Source organism: Sphingomonas sp. 66-10, assembly GCF_001897045.1.
GTDB lineage: Bacteria > Pseudomonadota > Alphaproteobacteria > Sphingomonadales > Sphingomonadaceae > Sphingomonas > Sphingomonas lycopersici.
In genome coordinates this window covers 1-16,773 of the sequence record NZ_MKRR01000009.1, presented here as the reverse complement: position 1 = coordinate 16,773, position 16,773 = coordinate 1, and the positions used below count along the sequence as shown (strand labels likewise).

The 16,773-nt window shown below is 66.6% G+C and carries 19 protein-coding genes; 8 read left to right on the top strand and 11 right to left on the bottom strand.

Annotation, left to right across the window (positions count from 1 at the left end; translation table 11 throughout):
* A partial coding sequence (locus BGN95_RS01420; RefSeq protein ID WP_502688229.1) for an acyl-CoA dehydrogenase family protein occupies positions 1 to 962 on the bottom strand: 962 nt, incomplete at its 3' end.
* Positions 963 to 1,252: 290 nt separating this feature from the next.
* Here BGN95_RS01420 and BGN95_RS01415 point away from each other — a divergent pair.
* Positions 1,253 to 2,110 (top strand): LysR family transcriptional regulator, encoded by an 858-nt coding sequence (locus BGN95_RS01415; RefSeq protein WP_286771390.1) that lies wholly within the window; start codon positions 1,253 to 1,255, stop codon positions 2,108 to 2,110.
* Between the two features lie 114 nt (positions 2,111 to 2,224).
* Here the strand turns inward: BGN95_RS01415 and BGN95_RS01410 are convergent, their stop codons facing one another.
* Positions 2,225 to 2,911: a YiaD family glycine zipper/OmpA-like lipoprotein gene (locus BGN95_RS01410; RefSeq protein ID WP_286771389.1), complete on the bottom strand. Its 687-nt coding sequence runs from the start codon at positions 2,909 to 2,911 to the stop codon at positions 2,225 to 2,227.
* Positions 2,912 to 3,043: 132 nt separating this feature from the next.
* Here BGN95_RS01410 and BGN95_RS01405 point away from each other — a divergent pair, with 132 nt between their 5' ends.
* Positions 3,044 to 4,345 (top strand): hemolysin family protein, encoded by a 1,302-nt coding sequence (locus BGN95_RS01405; RefSeq protein WP_265270203.1) that lies wholly within the window; start codon positions 3,044 to 3,046, stop codon positions 4,343 to 4,345.
* Positions 4,346 to 4,456: 111 nt separating this feature from the next.
* On the opposite strand, the gene BGN95_RS01400 is transcribed toward BGN95_RS01405, so the two are convergent.
* From BGN95_RS01400 to BGN95_RS01385, 4 genes are all read right to left on the bottom strand, one after another.
* Entirely contained in the window at positions 4,457 to 5,107 is a 651-nt protein-coding gene (locus BGN95_RS01400) for a glutathione S-transferase family protein (RefSeq protein ID WP_179513215.1), read from the bottom strand.
* A gap of 137 nt (positions 5,108 to 5,244) precedes the next feature.
* Positions 5,245 to 5,484: a DUF2312 domain-containing protein gene (locus BGN95_RS01395; RefSeq protein ID WP_179513216.1), complete on the bottom strand. Its 240-nt coding sequence runs from the start codon at positions 5,482 to 5,484 to the stop codon at positions 5,245 to 5,247.
* A gap of 28 nt (positions 5,485 to 5,512) precedes the next feature.
* Entirely contained in the window at positions 5,513 to 6,823 is a 1,311-nt protein-coding gene (locus BGN95_RS01390; protein ID WP_286771388.1) for a metal-dependent hydrolase family protein, read from the bottom strand.
* Between the two features lie 131 nt (positions 6,824 to 6,954).
* A complete protein-coding gene (locus BGN95_RS01385) occupies positions 6,955 to 7,278 on the bottom strand; it encodes a DUF1244 domain-containing protein (RefSeq protein ID WP_432423344.1) in 324 nt (107 codons plus the stop codon).
* A 110-nt stretch (positions 7,279 to 7,388) separates the two neighbouring features.
* On the opposite strand from BGN95_RS01385, the gene pyk reads away from it, so the two are divergent.
* On the top strand, positions 7,389 to 8,846 hold the full coding sequence (pyk, locus tag BGN95_RS01380; protein WP_179513218.1) for a pyruvate kinase: 1,458 nt from the start codon (positions 7,389 to 7,391) through the stop codon (positions 8,844 to 8,846).
* Between the two features lie 186 nt (positions 8,847 to 9,032).
* On the opposite strand, the gene BGN95_RS01375 is transcribed toward pyk, so the two are convergent.
* From BGN95_RS01375 to ykgO, 3 genes are all read right to left on the bottom strand, one after another.
* Positions 9,033 to 11,192 carry a TonB-dependent receptor gene (locus BGN95_RS01375; RefSeq protein ID WP_286771387.1) on the bottom strand — a complete coding sequence of 720 codons (2,160 nt, stop codon included), beginning with the start codon at positions 11,190 to 11,192 and terminating at the stop codon, positions 9,033 to 9,035.
* 82 nt (positions 11,193 to 11,274) lie between these two features.
* A complete protein-coding gene (locus BGN95_RS01370) occupies positions 11,275 to 11,889 on the bottom strand; it encodes an HAD family hydrolase (protein WP_286771386.1) in 615 nt (204 codons plus the stop codon).
* A gap of 31 nt (positions 11,890 to 11,920) precedes the next feature.
* Complete coding sequence (gene ykgO, locus BGN95_RS01365) at positions 11,921 to 12,046, bottom strand: type B 50S ribosomal protein L36 (RefSeq protein WP_003046794.1); 126 nt, start codon at positions 12,044 to 12,046, stop codon at positions 11,921 to 11,923.
* 132 nt (positions 12,047 to 12,178) lie between these two features.
* Here ykgO and BGN95_RS01360 point away from each other — a divergent pair, with 132 nt between their 5' ends.
* From BGN95_RS01360 to BGN95_RS01350, 3 genes are read left to right on the top strand one after another with little or no spacing between them, the layout of a single operon-like run.
* The gene (locus BGN95_RS01360) at positions 12,179 to 12,787 is read left to right on the top strand and encodes a hypothetical protein (protein ID WP_265270197.1); all 609 of its coding nucleotides are present in this window, start codon (positions 12,179 to 12,181) and stop codon (positions 12,785 to 12,787) included.
* Positions 12,784 to 13,893 carry a M14 family metallopeptidase gene (locus tag BGN95_RS01355; protein WP_286771385.1) on the top strand — a complete coding sequence of 370 codons (1,110 nt, stop codon included), beginning with the start codon at positions 12,784 to 12,786 and terminating at the stop codon, positions 13,891 to 13,893. The genes BGN95_RS01360 and BGN95_RS01355 overlap by 4 nt, the downstream gene beginning before the upstream one ends.
* A gap of 4 nt (positions 13,894 to 13,897) precedes the next feature.
* A complete protein-coding gene (locus BGN95_RS01350; protein WP_265270193.1) occupies positions 13,898 to 14,353 on the top strand; it encodes a GNAT family N-acetyltransferase in 456 nt (151 codons plus the stop codon).
* 3 nt (positions 14,354 to 14,356) lie between these two features.
* Here the strand turns inward: BGN95_RS01350 and BGN95_RS01345 are convergent, their stop codons facing one another.
* Positions 14,357 to 14,779 (bottom strand): hypothetical protein, encoded by a 423-nt coding sequence (locus BGN95_RS01345; protein WP_265270192.1) that lies wholly within the window; start codon positions 14,777 to 14,779, stop codon positions 14,357 to 14,359.
* Positions 14,766 to 15,188 carry a DNA/RNA non-specific endonuclease gene (locus BGN95_RS01340; protein WP_502688228.1) on the bottom strand — a complete coding sequence of 141 codons (423 nt, stop codon included), beginning with the start codon at positions 15,186 to 15,188 and terminating at the stop codon, positions 14,766 to 14,768. Before BGN95_RS01340 ends, BGN95_RS01345 begins: the two co-directional genes overlap by 14 nt.
* A 460-nt stretch (positions 15,189 to 15,648) precedes the next feature.
* Between BGN95_RS01340 and BGN95_RS01335 the strand changes: the two genes are divergently transcribed.
* The gene (locus BGN95_RS01335; RefSeq protein ID WP_265314058.1) at positions 15,649 to 16,293 is read left to right on the top strand and encodes a queuosine precursor transporter; all 645 of its coding nucleotides are present in this window, start codon (positions 15,649 to 15,651) and stop codon (positions 16,291 to 16,293) included.
* 56 nt (positions 16,294 to 16,349) lie between these two features.
* Positions 16,350 to 16,773: acetylglutamate kinase (gene argB, locus BGN95_RS01330; protein ID WP_286771384.1), on the top strand; the 424-nt coding region annotated here is incomplete at its 3' end.

The window sequence follows — 16,773 nt, the reverse complement described above, 5'->3', positions numbered from 1 at the left end:
GCCACTTTCACCGCGCTTTCCGAGGCGAGCAGGATCGCGCCCGCCGCGTCGAACCGCGTGGTGCGCCCGGCATCGCACGCCTTGGCGACGGTATAGACGTAAGCGCGCGCCGAATTGAGCGCGACATACATGTCCGCCACCTTGGCCTGCATCAGCTGGAACGCGCCGATCGGCTTGCCGAACTGCTTGCGCTCGCGGACATAGGGCAGGACGACATCGAGGCACGCCTGCATGATGCCGAGCTGGATCCCCGACAGCACGACGCGCTCGTAATCGAGCCCGCTCATCAGCACGCCGACCCCGCCATTCTCCGGCCCCATGACATTCTCGTCGGGGACGAAACAATCGTCGAACACGAGTTCGGCGGTCGGCGAGCCGCGCATCCCGACCTTCTCGATCTTCTGCCCGATCGAGAAACCGGGGAAATCCTTCTCGATCAGGAAGGCGGTGATCCCGCGCGACCCGGCGTCGGGGGAGGATTTGGCATAGACGACGAGGGTGTCGGCATAGGGCGCGTTGGTGATCCAGAATTTGGTGCCGTTGAGCCGCCAGCCGCCGTCGACGCGGGTCGCCTTGAGCTTCATCGACACCACGTCGGATCCGGCCGACGCCTCCGACATCGCGAGGCTGCCGACATGTTCGCCCGAGACGAGCTTGGGGAGATATTTCGCCTTCTGCTCCTCATTGCCCCAGCGGCGGATCTGGTTGACGCACAGATTGGAATGCGCGCCATAGCTCAAGCCGACCGAGGCCGAGGCGCGGCTGACTTCCTCGCAGGCGAGGACATGTTCGAGATAGCCGAGGCCGAGCCCGCCAAATTCCTCCTCGACGGTGATGCCGTGGAGCCCGAGCGCGCCCATTTCGGGCCACAGATGGCGGGGGAAGGAATCGTCGGCGTCGATCGATGCCGCGATCGGCGCGATCCGGTCGCTGGCGAAACGCCGCGTCGTCTCTCGGATCATGTCGGCGGTCTCGCCGAGTGAATGCAGGTCTTCCACCGTTTTCCTCTCGTTCCGTGCGGCGCCGGCCATTCCTCCCCCGGAGGGGGAGGGGGACCGTTGCACAGCAACGGTGGAGGGGTAGGGCGCCGCAAGCGGTGTCGCTTATGGCTTCTACCCCTCCACCAGCCTGCGGCTGGTCCCCCTCCCCTTCCAGGGGAGGAATGGCCGCATTCCCATACCGACTCCTGTTTACCCGTCCCGTGTGCGCGAGGAAAATTGAAAGGTGGCGCGGCACATTATAGATGGCATCTATGATAGACCGCTATCTGCTGCGCTATTTCCTCGCGGTGATCGATCAGGGCAATTTCTCGCGCGCCGCCGCGTCGTGCAATGTCTCGCAGCCGACGCTCTCGGCGGGGATCGCCAAGCTGGAGGCGTCGCTCGGGCGGCAATTGTTCACCCGCAGCAACCGCCGCGTCGCGCTGACCGAGGCGGGCGCGCGGCTAGTGGCGCGTGCGCGGCGGATCGAGGCGGAATTCCTCCAGGCCGAGCGCGAGGCGGGGGCGGCGCGCGCGGCAGGGCGGCTGCGCCTCGGGATTCTCTCCAGCACCCCGACGCGCTGGACCGCCGATTTCGTCGCGGCCTTGCCGCGCGATGCGGGCGAGGTCGAGCTGGTCGAGGGGCGCGAGCGCGAATTGATCGACCGGCTGACCCGCGGGCGGATCGACGCCGCGCTGACGATCGTGCGCGGCAACCCGCGCTTCGCGGCGCGGCTGCTGTTCGAGGAGCCGTATCTGCTCGCGCTTTCCGCGGCTCATCCGCTGAGCGCGCGCGAATTGCTCGCGGCGGAGGAACTGGTCGACGAGCCGATGATCGTCCGCCGCCAGTGCGAATTGCTCGGCGAGACGAGCCGGCATTTCACCGCACGCGGGGTGCGGCCGTTCTTTCCGGCACGCACCACCAGCGACGACCGCGCGCGCGCGCTGGTGGCGGCTGGGCTCGGGATCACCGTCGCGCCGGCGTCGTTCGGCGGCGAAGGGGTGGTGATGCGCCCGCTCGCGGAGTTCGATCACCGGCGCGAGATCGGCTTGCTCGCGAGCGACGCGGCGTTGCTGGCGCATCCGCTGCTCGAACGCCTCGCAGATGGGGTTGTCGCTCCCGCTCCCTGATTTACGTCATTCCCGCGAAGGCAGGAATCCATTCTCGCAGGTCAGCGAAAGAGTCGCTCCGCCAGCCAGAATGGATCCCCGCCTGCGCGGGGATGACGGGGGGGGGGCGACGGCTTATCCGATATCGCTTTGCGCGATCGGTACGATCTTGATCTCGACGCGGCGGTTCTGCGCGCGGCCTTCCTCGGTTTCGTTGGAGGCGATCGGCTGGGTCATGCCGAAGCCGCGCGTCGCGACGCGCGCCGCCTGCACCCCGCGCGATTCGAGATAGAGCGCCACCGCCGCGGCGCGCCGCTCCGACAAGGTCTGGTTATACGCGGCGCTGCCGGTCGAATCGGTATGGCCGTAGACGTCGATATAGGTGCGGTTGTTCTGCGCGTCGGACAGCACCCCCGCAACCTTGTCGAGCGTCTGCTGGAAGCGCGGCTCGACCGTCGCGCTATTATGCGCGAAATTCACCCCCGACGGGATGTTGAGCAGCAGATCGTCGCCCTGGCGGACGACCTGTACGTCGGTGCCCGCGGTGCGCTGGCGCAACTCGCGCTCCTGCTTGTCCATATAGGCGCCGATCGCCGCGCCGGCGATCCCACCGAGCCCGGCGCCGACGATCTTCTCGGTGCGATCGTGCCGCCCGCCGACCAGATCGCCGAGCAGATAGCCGCCGAGCGCGCCGCCGATCCCGCCGATCGCGGTCTTGGAAATGCGTTGCTGCCCGGTCTCCGGGTCGGTGGTGCAGGCGGCGGTCGTCGCGACGAGCACGACGAGCGCGGCGCCGGCGGCGATCCTGGAACGAACGAACATAACGATCCCCTTGTTCGATATGAGCGGAGACAACCGCGATTGCCGGTGCTTGTTCCGTAGCCGTGATGAACAGATGCTGATGATCACCGGTTGTCGTCACAGCATTTTACCGCCAAAGGTGGTCCCGAGACCATGCAACCGCCGTTCCCCTGGATCGACGTCCTGATCATCCTCGCGCTGGTGGCGCTGAACGGCGTGTTCGCGATGAGCGAGCTGGCGATCGTCTCCGCGCGCAAGGCGCGGCTCGAGGCGATGGCGCGTACCGGCCGCCCCGGCGCGCGCGCCGCGATCGCGCTCGCCGCCGATCCGGGCAAGTTCCTCTCCACCGTCCAGATCGGCATCACGCTGATCGGCATCGTCGCCGGCGCCTATTCGGGCGCGAGCCTCGGCCACCCCACCGCGGCGCGGCTCGAGGCGCTGGGGCTGGGGCATAACGCGGCGGAAAACCTCGGCTTCGCCTTGGTCATCGGCCTCACCACCTTCGCCTCGCTGATCGTCGGCGAGCTGGTGCCGAAACAGATTGCGTTGCGCTCGCCCGAGCCGATCGCGGTGGTGATGGCGGTGCCGATGACGTGGCTGGCGCGGCTCACCAAGCCGGTCGTGTGGCTGCTCGATTCGACCAGCCGGCTCGTCTTCCGCCTGCTCGGGCTGAGCCGCGACAGCGAGGATCAGGTCACCGCCGAGGAGCTCCACCTGATCGTCGCCGAAGCCTCCAAATCGGGCGTGATCGAGGAGCATGAGCGCTCGATCATCTCCGGGGTGGTGCGGCTCGCCGATCGCCCGGTGCGCGAGGTGATGACCCCGCGCACCGAGGTCGACTGGCTCGATGCCGGGCTCGACGATGCTGCGATCCGCGCGCGGCTGCTGGAGACGACGCACAGCCGGCTGCCGGTCGCCGAAGGGTCGATCGACGCGGTGATCGGGGTGGTGCAAGCGCGCGACATCGCCGCGGCATTGTTCCGCGGCGAAGTGCTCGATCTGGCCCGGCTGGTGCGCAAGGCGCCGGTGGTGGTCGACCAGATCGACGCGATGGACGCGCTCGACGCATTGCGCCGCGCCGAAGTGCCGATGGCGCTGATCCATGATGAATACGGCCATTTCGAAGGGATCGTCACGCCGGCTGATCTGCTCGCGGCGATCGCGGGCGAATTCGCCTCGGACGCCGATCTGGAGGACGGTCCCTCGATCGTCGAGCGCGACGACGGCTCGCTGCTCGTGGCGGGCACTGCGGCGGCGGACGTGCTGGCGGAGCGGCTCGGGATCGATCTGCCGGAGGATCGCGATTACGCCACCGTCGCCGGGCTCGCGCTCGCGGTGCTGCGCCGGCTGCCCGCGGAAGGCGAGAGCTTCGTCGAACAGGGCTGGCGGTTCGAAGTGGTCGATCTCGACGGGCGACGGATCGACAAATTGCTCGTCAGCCGCACGGCGGACTAGCGGCTCAACCTCCGTTCGCCCTGAGCTTGTCGAAGGGCTGCACTTCTTTTCCGCGGAAGAAAAGGACAGGGCTTCGACAAGCTCAGCCCGAACGGAGAGGGGACGTGTGCCCTATCCCGCGTTGCGCGCCATGATCGCCGCGAACCCGGCTTCCATCTCGTCGATCGTGCGGCGCGCGATCGGATGTTCCAGCGCGCGCTCGAAATAATGCGCGACCCGCGGGTGCGCCTTCACCCTCTCCCATGTCCCCGCCATCGGATCGATGATCCGCGCCAGGGCAAGTATCGGCACCAGGGCGCAATCCGCCGGGGTCGGGGTTGTCGCCGGGGCGTCCGGGATCAATTTCTCGATCGCGTCGAGCCCCTTTTCGATCGTCGCGCGCGCGGCGGCGACGACATCGGGGGCGTCGCCCATGCGGAAGACGAGATGGACCATCAGCGGACGCAGCCCGACCCCGACCTCGCCGATCGCCAGCGAGACGAGTTCGCGCGTGCGGGCGCGGGCCAGCGGGTCGGTGGGAAGCAGCGCGGGGCCGTCGAGCGTGTCGTCGAAATAGCCGACGATCGCGGCCGATTCGCACAAATGCCCGCCGTCATCGAGCGCGAGCACCGGGACGCGCCCCATCGGGCTGATCGCCTGGAATTCGGGGGATTGCATCTGCCCGCCGAGCGGGGGCTTGACCGCAATCTCATGCCCCTTGGCGCGCGCCGCCATCAGCACGCGCTGGACGAAGGGAGACGCGGTCGACCCGTAGATATGCATGGCATTCCTCTCCTTCGTTATTGTGCGGCGCCGGCCCGCTCCCCGCCCGGTCTCCCATCTGGATATGCTCGTGGGAGGCCGGGTGGGGAGCGCACCGGTGCCGTACATGCGGTGAAACCGCGTTTTGCTAACGGCGCTCAGACGATGCCGAGCGCCTGCCGGTAGGTTTCGAGCAGCGCGTCCGCCTCGTCGCGGTGATGCTTTTCCATCTTACGCAAACGGATGATCGCGCGCATCGTCTTGGCGTCGAAGCCGGTCGACTTGGCTTCGGCATAGACGTCGCGGATATCGTCCGCGAACGCCTTCTTCTCCTCCTCCAGCCGCTCGATACGCTCGATGAACAGGCGCAGTTGCTCGGCGGAAACATTGTCGGTCATGAATCACTCCAAAATCTGTCCGCGCGGATTAGGGAGCGGGCGTCTGCGCGACAACCCCGTGATGCATGACGAATGCGACATGTTCGAGCCGCGTCACATCCTCCAGCGGGGAAGCGTCGACCGCGATGATGTCGGCGCGCTTGCCGGGGACGATCGCGCCCAGGTCGTCGCGCCCCAGCGCGTCGGCGGCGGAGACGGTCGCGGCGCGGATCGCGGCGGCGGGGGTCATCCCGGCCTTGACCAAAAGCGCGAATTCCTTGGCATTGTCGCCGTGCTTGGAGACCCCGGTGTCGGTGCCGAACGCGACCTTCACCCCGGCGGCGATCGCCTTCTTGTGGCTCGCCATCGCCGCGGCGGCGGCGGCCTCGGCCTTGGGGATCGTATTGGCGGGGAGCGCGCCGCTGCGCGCCTGCTGCACCGCGGTGACCGGGGCGATCATCGTCGGGACGAGATAGGCGCCCTTGGCCTTGAACAGCTTGATCGCCTCGTCGTCGAGGAACGAGCCGTGCTCGATCGTGTCGACCCCGGCCTCGAGCGCGGCCTTGGTCCCCTCGGCGGCGTGGCTGTGCGCGGCGACCTTGCGCCCGAAGCCGTGCGCGGTGTCGATGATCGCGCGCATCTCCTCCGGGGTCATCGCGCGGCCGAGCCCGCCGGCGACGTTCGACAGCACGCCCCCGGTCGCGGCGAATTTGATCACCTGCGCACCGAGCCCGACCTGCGCGCGCACCGCGCGGCGGCAATCGTCCGGCCCGTCGCAGGTGTTGATCTGGTGCTGGTGGACCGCATCGGCCCATTCCTCGGCCAGCCCATTCATCCCGTCGCCATGCCCGCCGGTGATCGAGATCATATTGCCGGCGTTGACGATCGACGGCCCCTCGACATCGCCGCGCTCGATCGCGTCGCGCAGCGCGCGGACGCCGCGCGGGCTGCCGCCGAGATCGCGCACCGTGGTGAAGCCGGCGCCGAGCGTCTTGCGCGCGTTGACCACCGCCATCATCATGTCGTCGGCGTCGTCCTGGTTGAGCCGCGCGAGCCGCGCGCGCATCGGATCGCCGCCGATCCCCCAGAGGTGGACGTGGAGATCGATCAGCCCCGGCAAGACGAATTTGTCGCGCAGCTCGATCAGATTGGCATTGGCCGCGGGCACCGCGAAGCCGTCGCGCACCTCGGCGATCACCCCGTCGCGGATGATGATCGTGCTGTTGCCGCGCGGCGCCTCGCCCGGCCGGTCGAGCAGCGCGCCGGCGTGGATATAGGTGATCTTCGTCGGTGCGGTGGTCTGCGCGACGGCGGGCGCCGCGGTGGTGACCGCGAGCGCGATCAGCAACTTCCTCAACATTCCCCTCAAACTCCCGTTCGGCAGGGGATGCATCGGCGCATCCCTTCGTTGCCGAAGCAATGAGTTAGAGGAAAGCTGGCCGATTGGGCAAGCGCGTTGGCGGCTTCGTCACCCCCCGGTGGGTGCGGCGCTTAGCCGCGCGCATTCTTCGCGACGCTTTCCTCCATCCGGCGGAGCTGCTCCGGAGTTGCCTCCTGCTGGTGATGCGCCTTCCACTCGGCATAAGGCATGCCGTAGATCGCGGTCCGTGCCGCCTCGCGCTCGAGCGCGCCGGCCTCGCCGATCCAGTCGGACAGGCAGTTGCGGCAGAAGCCCGCCAGCCCCATCAGATCGACGTTCTGCGCGTCGTCGCGATGCCGCAGGTGGCGGACCAGTCGGCGAAAGGCCGCCGCAGCGGTGGCGTCGTCGATCGCATCGATCGGGTCCATATTCTTGCTCCACGGTTGATCGGTCATGATTAGGCTTTAGGGTCGCATCCGAAATCCCACGCAAGCGGGATTTTCGGTGCGGCACCGGCCCGCTCCCCCAACATTAATCCAACCGCCCGATCGGGACGAGGAGCCAGATGACGAAAGCGATCAACCCGCGTAGCCGCAAGGTTCGGATACTTGCGACCCTCGGGCCGGCGAGCAACACGCCAGAGATGATCGCTGCGCTGTTCGAGGCGGGGGCGGATGCCTTTCGCATCAACATGAGCCACGGCGATCAGGAATCGAAGATCCCGGTGATCGCGGCGATTCGCGGGCTGGAGAAGCGCTTCGGCCGTCCCACCACGATCCTTGCCGATCTGCAGGGCCCCAAGCTGCGCGTCGGGCGCTTTGCCGGCGGGCGGGTGATGCTCGAAACCGGGGCGACCTTCGTCCTCGATCGCGACACCGCCCCCGGCGACGCGACCCGCGTCGAACTGCCGCACCGCGAGATTTTCGCGGCGATCGAGCCGGGCGCGCGATTGCTGCTCGACGACGGCAAATTGGTGCTGCGCGTCGTGGAGCATGATGCCGATCGCATCGTCACCACCGTCGAGGTCGGCGGCGCGCTCAGCGACAGCAAGGGGCTCAACGTCCCAGACGTGGTGGTGCCGATGGCGGCGCTGACCGTGAAGGATCGCAGCGATCTCGCCTTCGCCTGCGAGCAGGGGGTGGACTGGATCGCTCTGTCGTTCGTCCAGCGGCCCGAGGATCTCGCCGAGGCGCGGCGGCTGATCGGCGGCAAGGCGGCGCTGCTCGCCAAGATCGAGAAGCCCGCGGCGATCGAGCGGCTCGAGGAGATCGTCGAGATGTGCGACGGGGTGATGGTCGCGCGCGGCGATCTCGGGGTCGAGCTGCCGCCGCAATCGGTGCCGCCGTTGCAGAAGCGCATCGTCGAGGTGTCGCGCCGGATGGGCCGCCCGGTGGTGGTGGCGACGCAGATGCTCGAATCGATGATCAAATCGCCGTCGCCGACCCGCGCCGAAGTGTCCGACGTTGCCACCGCGATCTACGACGGGGCGGATGCGATCATGCTCTCGGCGGAAAGCGCCGCAGGGGATTGGCCGATCGAATCGGTCGCGATGATGAATGCGATCGGCGAGGCGGTGGAGCGCGATCCGATGCACGGCGAACGCGTCCATTTCACCGAGACGCGCCCCGATCCCACCACCGCCGATGCCTTGGCCGAGGCGGCCAAGAGCATCGCGCGCACCGTATCGGCCAAGGCGGTGATCTGTTTCACCACCTCGGGCTCGACCGCGCGGCGCATCGCGCGTGAGCGTACGCCGGTGCCGCTGCTCGTCCTCACCCCGAAGATGGAGACCGCGCGACGGCTCGGCCTCCTGTGGGGCGCGCATGCGGTGCATACCCGCGACGTCGAATCGTTCGAGGAGATGGTCGCCAAGTCGAAGCGCATGGCGCTGCGCCACCGCATCGCCGCCGCGGGGGACAGCGTGGTGGTGATGGCCGGCGTCCCGTTCCGCACGCCCGGGTCGACCAACGTGCTCCATGTCGTGCGGCTGATCGGCGACGAATTGAAGGGGCATGACGGGTAAGGGCCCGGTTGAAAATGCGGTTTCGCCGCATTGCGCGGTACGGCCCGCTCCTACTCCTCCCCTGAAAGGGGAGGGGGACCAGCCGAAGGCTGGTGGAGGGAGCCCCAGGCGATGACGCCCGCGGCTTCCACCCCTCCACCGTTGCTGCGCAACGGTCCCCCTCCCCCTCCGGGGGAGGAATGGCAGTCACCCCCCGAACGCCTTGGTCAGCCCGACGAACACCCCGCGCCGCGGGCCATATTGCGGCGCGCCGACGCCCACACCGGTGCCGTCGCGGATCTCATATTTATGGTCGGCGAGGTTGATCACATCGACCCGCACGTCGAGGTTCGGCCCCGCGAAATGGTGGCTCGCGGTCAGGTTGATCTGCGCATAGCCGGGGAGATGCCCGCCATTGGGGATCGACGTCCCGTCGGCCAGCACGGGGGTGGTGCGCAGCCCCGAGCCATAGATCATCGACCCGCCCAGTGCGCTTCCCGCGAGGATGCCGTGCTTGAACGAATAGGTCAGCCCGGCTGACCCGGTATAGGTCTGGTCGTGATCGAGGAAGATATAGTGATTGTTGATATAGGCGAGTTCGTCGGGCGCGAAGCTGAACTGGCTTGAGACGATCTGCCGCCCCTTGGCGCGCGCCACCGCGAAATTGGCGTAGAGGTTCCACGGCCCGCGCATATAGGTCGCATTCGCCTCGACCCCGCCGATCCGACCCTTGGCATAATTGAACGGCGTGAGGATGATCGGCGCGCCGAACTGCCCCTCATCGAGCAGATTTTCCGAGATGCGGTAATAAGCGTCGACGCCATAGGTGAAATAGGCGCTCGGCTTGGCCTGGAAGCCGACGTCGAAATAATGCTGCCGCTCGGAGAAGGGGGTGGTGTCGTCCTGGACGACCGGCGCGGCGCTGGTGCCGGCGAATTTGGCGATGCTGGTCGAGGAGACCAATTCGAACGGCGGCGGGACGAAATAGCGCGCATAGCCGATATGCGCGGTCAGTGTGTCGTTGGGCTGCCACACCAGATTGGCGCGCGGGCTGAGCTGCTGCTCGGTGCGGAACGCCGCATAGCGATCGTAGCGCGCGCCGAGGTTGAGCGTCAGCGTCGGCCCGAGCTTCCATTCGTCCTGCAGATAGGCGCTGAACGTGGTGGCGTTGCTCGCGCCATCGTCGACGATCGAGATCGGCTCGCCGGCCTGTTCGCCGGTATCATCGACCGGGAAGACATGGGTGGTCGTGTCGCTGGTGCTGTGATCGTGGATCAGCAGCACGCCGCCGCGCAAGGTGTGCGAGGCACCGAGGTGATAGACCGCGTCGACCTGCCCGCCGATCGCCAGATCCTGCTTGAACGCCGCCTGCGCCTGGCCGTTGAACAGCAATTCGCCGAGCACGTCGGGGCGGTAGCGCAGCGAGGAATAACGCGCGAACAGCGATGCCTGGATCGTCAGCGGCTCGTCGTCGTGGAGCCAGCTCAGCTGGCCGAAGGCGGTCCGCTCGAGCTGGCGCTCGTCGAGCTTTTCGCTGGGATAGGCCGATTGCCCGCCCACCGTCCACGTCCCGTCGGGCTGGAGCCCCGCGGGGTTGGGGATCTGGAACCATTGGTTCGAATAGCCCCCGACAAACGACACGCGATTGTGATCGTTCAGGATATGATCGACATAGGCGAAGGCCTGATATTGATCGGTATTGTCGTGGATCGGGGTGGATCGCCCGTCGACGCTCTCGATCCCCAGCGCATCGTGGCGATAATCGCCCGAGACGAAGTAATTGGTCTGCCCGCTCGACCCGCCATAGGTGAAGCTCGGCTCGATCGTGTCGTGGCTGCCGCCGTAGATCGACATCGTGCCGCCGTTGGAGAACATCCCGCTCTTGGTCGTGATGTCGATGATCCCCGCGCTGCGCAGGCCATATTGCGCCGGCAGCGCGCCGGTCAGCAGATCGACCTTGCTGACCAGCCGCGGCGACAGCGTCTGGCCGAACACCGCCAGCCCCTCGGGCAGCACGGTGCCGTTGATGCGATATTGCAGCCCGTTGTGATCGTCGCGGACGTGGAACTGGCCGAAGCCGTCCTGCACCACCCCGGGCAGTTGCAACAGGATCTGGTTGAACTGCTGGTTGTCGCCGCCGGGCAGCGCCTTGATCGCGGCGGTGTCGATGCCATAGCTGGTCGCGCCGAGGCTTGGCTGGATATGCGCGCGCGCTTCGTCGAGCCGCTTCGCGGTGACGACGACGTCCTTGGGCGCCGCGGGGCCGGCGTCGGTCGCGTCGGCCGGCGGGGGATTGTCCGCGGCATAAGCGGACGAGGCGGTGGAAAGCGCGAGGAAAGCGATACCGGAAAGCAATCTGGGCCGCATGACGACTCCATGATATAAGATAACATTTCCCGGTAAGAGGTGGCGCTAAGCCTTCTTCGGCCCGATTGCAAGTGCTTCTGCGCTAAATGGCGAAGCCCAGCGCGCGGAGATCGGCGCGCAATCGCTCGGCGCCGGTGAACAGCAACGCATGCATCCCAACAGCCGCCGCGCCGTCGACATTGGCCTGGCGGTCGTCGACGAACACCGCATCCTGCGCGGCCAGCCCGAATCGGTCGAGCGCGAGGTGGTAGATCGCCGCATCGGGCTTCATCAGCCGCTCCTCGCCGGAAACGACGATATCGCGGAAGCGATCGAACATCGCGGCTTCCTGCGCGCGGAACGGCGGGAAGAATTCGTGGCTGAAATTGGTGATCGCGAACAGCGGCACGCCCGCCGAATGGAGATCGCCGACCAATTCGGGCATCCCCGGCATCGGCCCCGGGATCTGCTCCGAGAAGCGCGGTCCCCAGGTCGCGATCAGCGCGGCATGATCGGGGAAACGCGCGGTCAGCTCCGCCGAGGTATCGGCGAAGGCGCGGCCCATATCGTGCTGGAAATGCCATTCGCGCGTGCAGATGTCGCGCAGGAACACGTCAAGCGCCTCATCATCGGGGATGAGGCGCCGATACAGGACCCGCGGGTCCCAATCGTACAGGACGTGGCCGACGTCGAAGATGACGCTGCTGGGATGCGGCATCGTCTCGCGTCGACCGGCAATCAGGGCTGGATCAGCCCTGACGCGCCTTGAAGCGGCGATTCGTCTTGTTGATGACGTAGGTACGGCCGCGGCGGCGGATCACGCGGTTATCGCGATGCCGGTCCTTGAGCGACTTCAGGCTATTGCGGATCTTCATGGTGGATTCGCTTCTTGAAAATAGGTTCTCGTGAAAGCGTGGCCGCCTAGTGCCGAGGGCCTTGCAAGTCAAGCCGGAGCGCGCGAGACGAGGCCGATAACAGGGCTTTTGGCCGATACGAAGGATTCGGGCATGCGTAAGATGGTCGTCGCGATGGTGGTGGGGCTCGGTGCCGCCGGGCTGGCGGGGTGCGCGACCGCGCCGACCAGCTTCCCGGTGCAGGTATCGCGCTATCATTATGATGCGATGGCGACGCGCGGCACGATCACCGTCGAGCCGCTCCCCGGCGGCACCGTCGCGAGCATCGAATATAAGACCTATGCCGCGGCGGTGGAGGCCGAATTGCTCCGCCAGGGCTTCACCAGCCCGCCGCCCGGGACGCGCGGTGAGTATCTCGCCACCGTCGCCTTTACCCGCGCCGAGCGTCCGCTGCCGCCCAAGCGTTCGCCGTTCACGATCGGAATCGGCGGCGGATCGTTCAGCGGCGGGCGCGGCGGCGGGGTCGGGCTCGGCGGCGGGGTGAGCTTCCCGGTCGGCGGCGGGGGCGAGCGCGTCGGGATCGTCACCGAGCTGTCGGTGCGCATCCGCCACGGCGCCGACGCGGTGTGGGAAGGGCAGGCGCAGTCGCTGACCGACACCAGCGCCCCCAATGCCGACGTCCAGGCGATCTCGGCGCGGCTCGCACATGCGCTGTTCACGGGGTTCCCCGGCGAGAGCGGGCGGACTATCGAGGTGAAATGACCCTCAGCATCAATTCCGCCTTCGACGGCGGCAATATCCGCGTCATCGGGCAGGACGGCGATCGTATCGATCTGGAGATCGTCAACGATCACCTGTCCGATTTCTATCAATGGTTCTATTTCCGCGTCGCGGGGCTGGCCGGACGGCAGGTGACCTTCCGCATCGTCAATGCCGCGGGCTCGGCCTACCCGTTCGGCTGGCCGGGCTATCAGGCGCGCGTCTCGACCGATCGCCGCCAATGGCGGATGATCCCGACGCGTTACGCGCATGGCGTGCTCGAATTCGACTGGACCGGCGACGCGCAGGTCGCCTGGTTCGCCTATTTCGCGCCCTATACGATGGAGTTGCACGCCGATCTGATCGCGCGTATCGCGGCCAGGCCGGGGGTCGTCCATCGCGAACTCGGCCTCAGCCTCGACGGCCAGCCGATCGATTATTTCCGCGTCGGCAGCGGCGCCAGGCAGGTGTGGCTCTATGCCCGCCAGCATCCCGGCGAATCGATGGCCGAATGGTGGATGGACGGCGCGCTCGATTGGCTGACCAGCGATGCCGCGCGCGATCTGCTCGCCAAGGCGACCGTCCATGTCGTCCCCAACATGAACCCGGACGGCACCCGCCGCGGGCATCTGCGCACCAATGCCGCGGGGGTGAACCTCAACCGCGAATGGCATGCCCCGACCGCCGAGCGCAGCCCCGAGGTATTGTGCGTCCTCAAGGCGATGGACGAAACCGGGGTCGATTTCGCGATCGACGTCCACGGCGATGAGGCGATCGCCGCCAATTTCATCGCCGGGTTCGAGGGCATCCCGTCATGGACCGACGCGCACGGCGAGAAATTCTACGAATTCGGCCGCCGGCTCGCCGCCGCCACTCCCGATTTCCAGACCGAGAAGGGCTATGAGAAATCGGCGCCCGGCAAGGCCAATCTGTCGATGTCGACCAACCAGCTCGCCGAGCGCTTCGGCGCGGTATCGGTGACGCTGGAAATGCCGTTCAAGGATCATGCGGTGAATGCCGACCCGGTGTTCGGCTGGAGCCCGGAACGGTCGCGCGGCCTTGCCGTCTCGTGCCTCGAGACGCTGGCCGGCATGATCGACGGGATCTGACGCGATGGAGCTGCGCGAGGGCGGGCTGGGCGATGCGCGGGTCCGCGCGCTGATCGAACTGCACCTCGCCGAAGCGCGCGGCTCGACCCCGGCGGACAATGCGCATGCGCTGGGCGCGGCGGCGCTCGATCGCCCCGACATCAGCTTCTGGGCGATGTGGGAGGGGGAGGCATTGCTCGGTATCGGCGCGTTGCGCGCGCTCGATGCGGGGCACGGCGACCTCAAATCGATGCGCACCGCGCCGGCGCATCTGCGCCGCGGGGTGGGGCGGGCGATGCTCGCGCACCTCATCGCGCTGGCGCGGTCGCGCGGCTATACGCGGGTCAGCCTCGAAACGGGGACGGCGCCGATGTTCGACGCCGCGAACCGGATGTACGAGGCGGCGGGGTTCGTCGATTGCGCGGCTTACGGGGGTTATCCCGCGAGCCCGCACAATCGGTTCATGACGCTGGTTTTGTAGCGATCATAGTTCGTAGGTCGGCGTGGCATCATCGTCGGGCATCGGAGGGTAGACGATTGGCTTGTCGCCAAAATATTGGCGGACGATAAGCTCGCGTCGATCGAAATCATACAAATCTTCCTCGCTCATTTCATCAGGATAGTTGAATTTTGCGGTAAATTTGCCGTTTTCGATAAGGTACTCGATCTCGGCCCAGCGCAGATCGGAATCCTGAGCCTCCCAAAGATCGTACAACACGCTGCCGAGGCTGTTCAGGTCAGGTGATCGATAGAGAATCTGATCGCCAAGGTTCTTATAAATCGACGGAGCGACGTACTCGCGATCGAGTTGCGCGTACAATAGGGTGGCGTGGAGAGGATATTCGGTATCCTCAGCAAGGAGGCTTCCGATCTCAGCGAGAAGGCGCTCGGTTTCATTGTTTTGCATCGCTTTTCTTTCCGCTTTCGTTCGGGATCTGGATGCTGTGCTCCCGGTCATTGATTGTGAACCACGCGTTGATCAGGGATGGGCGCTGTGATTCTCCCTCATAAACCGGGACGATCCTAAACCAGACCCTTTTCCCTTCGGCCTTCGCACGTGCCCATTGATCTTCCATCGCGCGATAACGGCCGCGGTTCACTTTCGCGTCCTGCGCAAAGTGATTGAACGCGTCGGTCGGGCCGTTGAAGCGTGCGCCGACATAATGCCCACCATCATCGGTCGGCCGCCGGTCGGCGCCACCGGCACGGGCTTGCGCCGAGCGTGAGCGGCTCGGTTTCTTCGCCATGTCGACCTCGCCTGAAACCTCTCGCACCTTCGCATTGGGGTCGAGTTGGTAAGCATATCCATTGCGCACGATCGTAACGCGGTTGACGGGCTTGGTGATAACCGCTCTCGGCGTGCCCGCTCGCGCCCGGGTCGCGCGCCCATCTTGTTTCCGCTTTTCCGGAAGTCCCCAATCCCCGCTAGCGCCGCCACCGCCGAAGCCGCCGCCCCGCCGCCGGTAAATCCGCCACCGTCCCAGCGCTGTGCGAAAAAATTTCCAGTCCCGGCAAAGGTGAAGCGTCCGGTCCGTGGGTCGTGCCACGGATTGAACTTGACCTCCCTGCCGTCTGCGCCGCGCGCAACCGGCCACCTCCCGGTCCGCATCCACACCACAAAGGCGCGCCGGCGCTCGCTCTCGATATTGTCGATCATCTATGCCCCCGCTGCTTCGAGCGGCGAGAACATTTGAAGAACATTCTCCAACAAGTCAATTGTTCTGGTCGTGTCCAACGCGCCTTTTTCCGCGGCTTTCGCTCTGCTAGCAGGCAAAGATGAGCAATTCCCGCGGCATCCCGCTTTCGCTTTTCGCCTTCTCGATCTTCTACGGCGGCATGGTCTGCATCGCGGGCGTGCTCGGCAACAAGCAGGTCGCGCTCGGGCCGCTCGCAGTGGAGGCGGGGATCTTCGCCTTCCTGCTGCTCGTCGTCACCTCCAGCGCGGTGGCCGAACTGCACGGGCGCGACGTCGCCAACCGGCTGGTGCGGATCGGTTTCGTGCCGCTGATCGTTTCGCTGCTGCTCACCCTCGTCGTGCTCGCGGTGCCGGCCTCGCCGGAAATGGAGCCGGCGCGGCTCTCCGCGTTCGAGACGATGATGACCGGCACCCCGCGCATCTGGCTCGGCGGGATCGTCGCCTACGGCACCTCGCAGACGCTCAACGTCACGATCTTCGCCTGGCTCAAGAAGGGCGAGGGCGGGCGCCTCTTGTGGCTCCGCGCGGGAATCGCCAGCGTGCTGAGCCAGGTGGTCGATACCTTGCTGTTCGTCACGATCGCTTTCTGGGGGGTGTTCCCGATCGGCGCGCTGCTCGTCGGGCAGATGCTCGCCAAGGTCACGCTGTCGGTGATCCTCGTGCCGTGGCTGATCTATCTGTTCGTCGCGCTGGGGCGCAGGCTGGACGGCGCGCCCGTTGCCTGATGCGCGGAGTCAATCGCGCGTTGCCCTGATCGGCTTTGAACCCTAAGCGCGCGCGCATGACCGATCACACGCCCACGCCCGATCTGCTCGCCAAGGCCGAAACCCTGGTCGAGGCGCTGCCCTATCTCCAGCGCTATGCCGGCAAGACCTTCGTCGTGAAATATGGCGGGCACGCGATGGGCGATCCCGAGGCGCAGCGCGATTTCGCCGAGGATGTCGTGCTGCTCAAGGCGGTCGGGATCAACCCGGTGGTGGTCCACGGCGGCGGGCCGCAGATCGGATCGATGCTCAAGCGGCTCGGGGTCGAATCGCGCTTCGTCGACGGGCTGCGCGTCACCGATGCGGAAACCGCGCAGGTCGCCGAAATGGTGCTCGCCGGATCGATCAACAAGGAAATCGTCAGCTGGATCAGCCACGCCGGCGGCCGCGCGGTCGGCATTTCGGGCAAGGACGCCGGGCTGGTCCGCGCGGAAAAGGTCG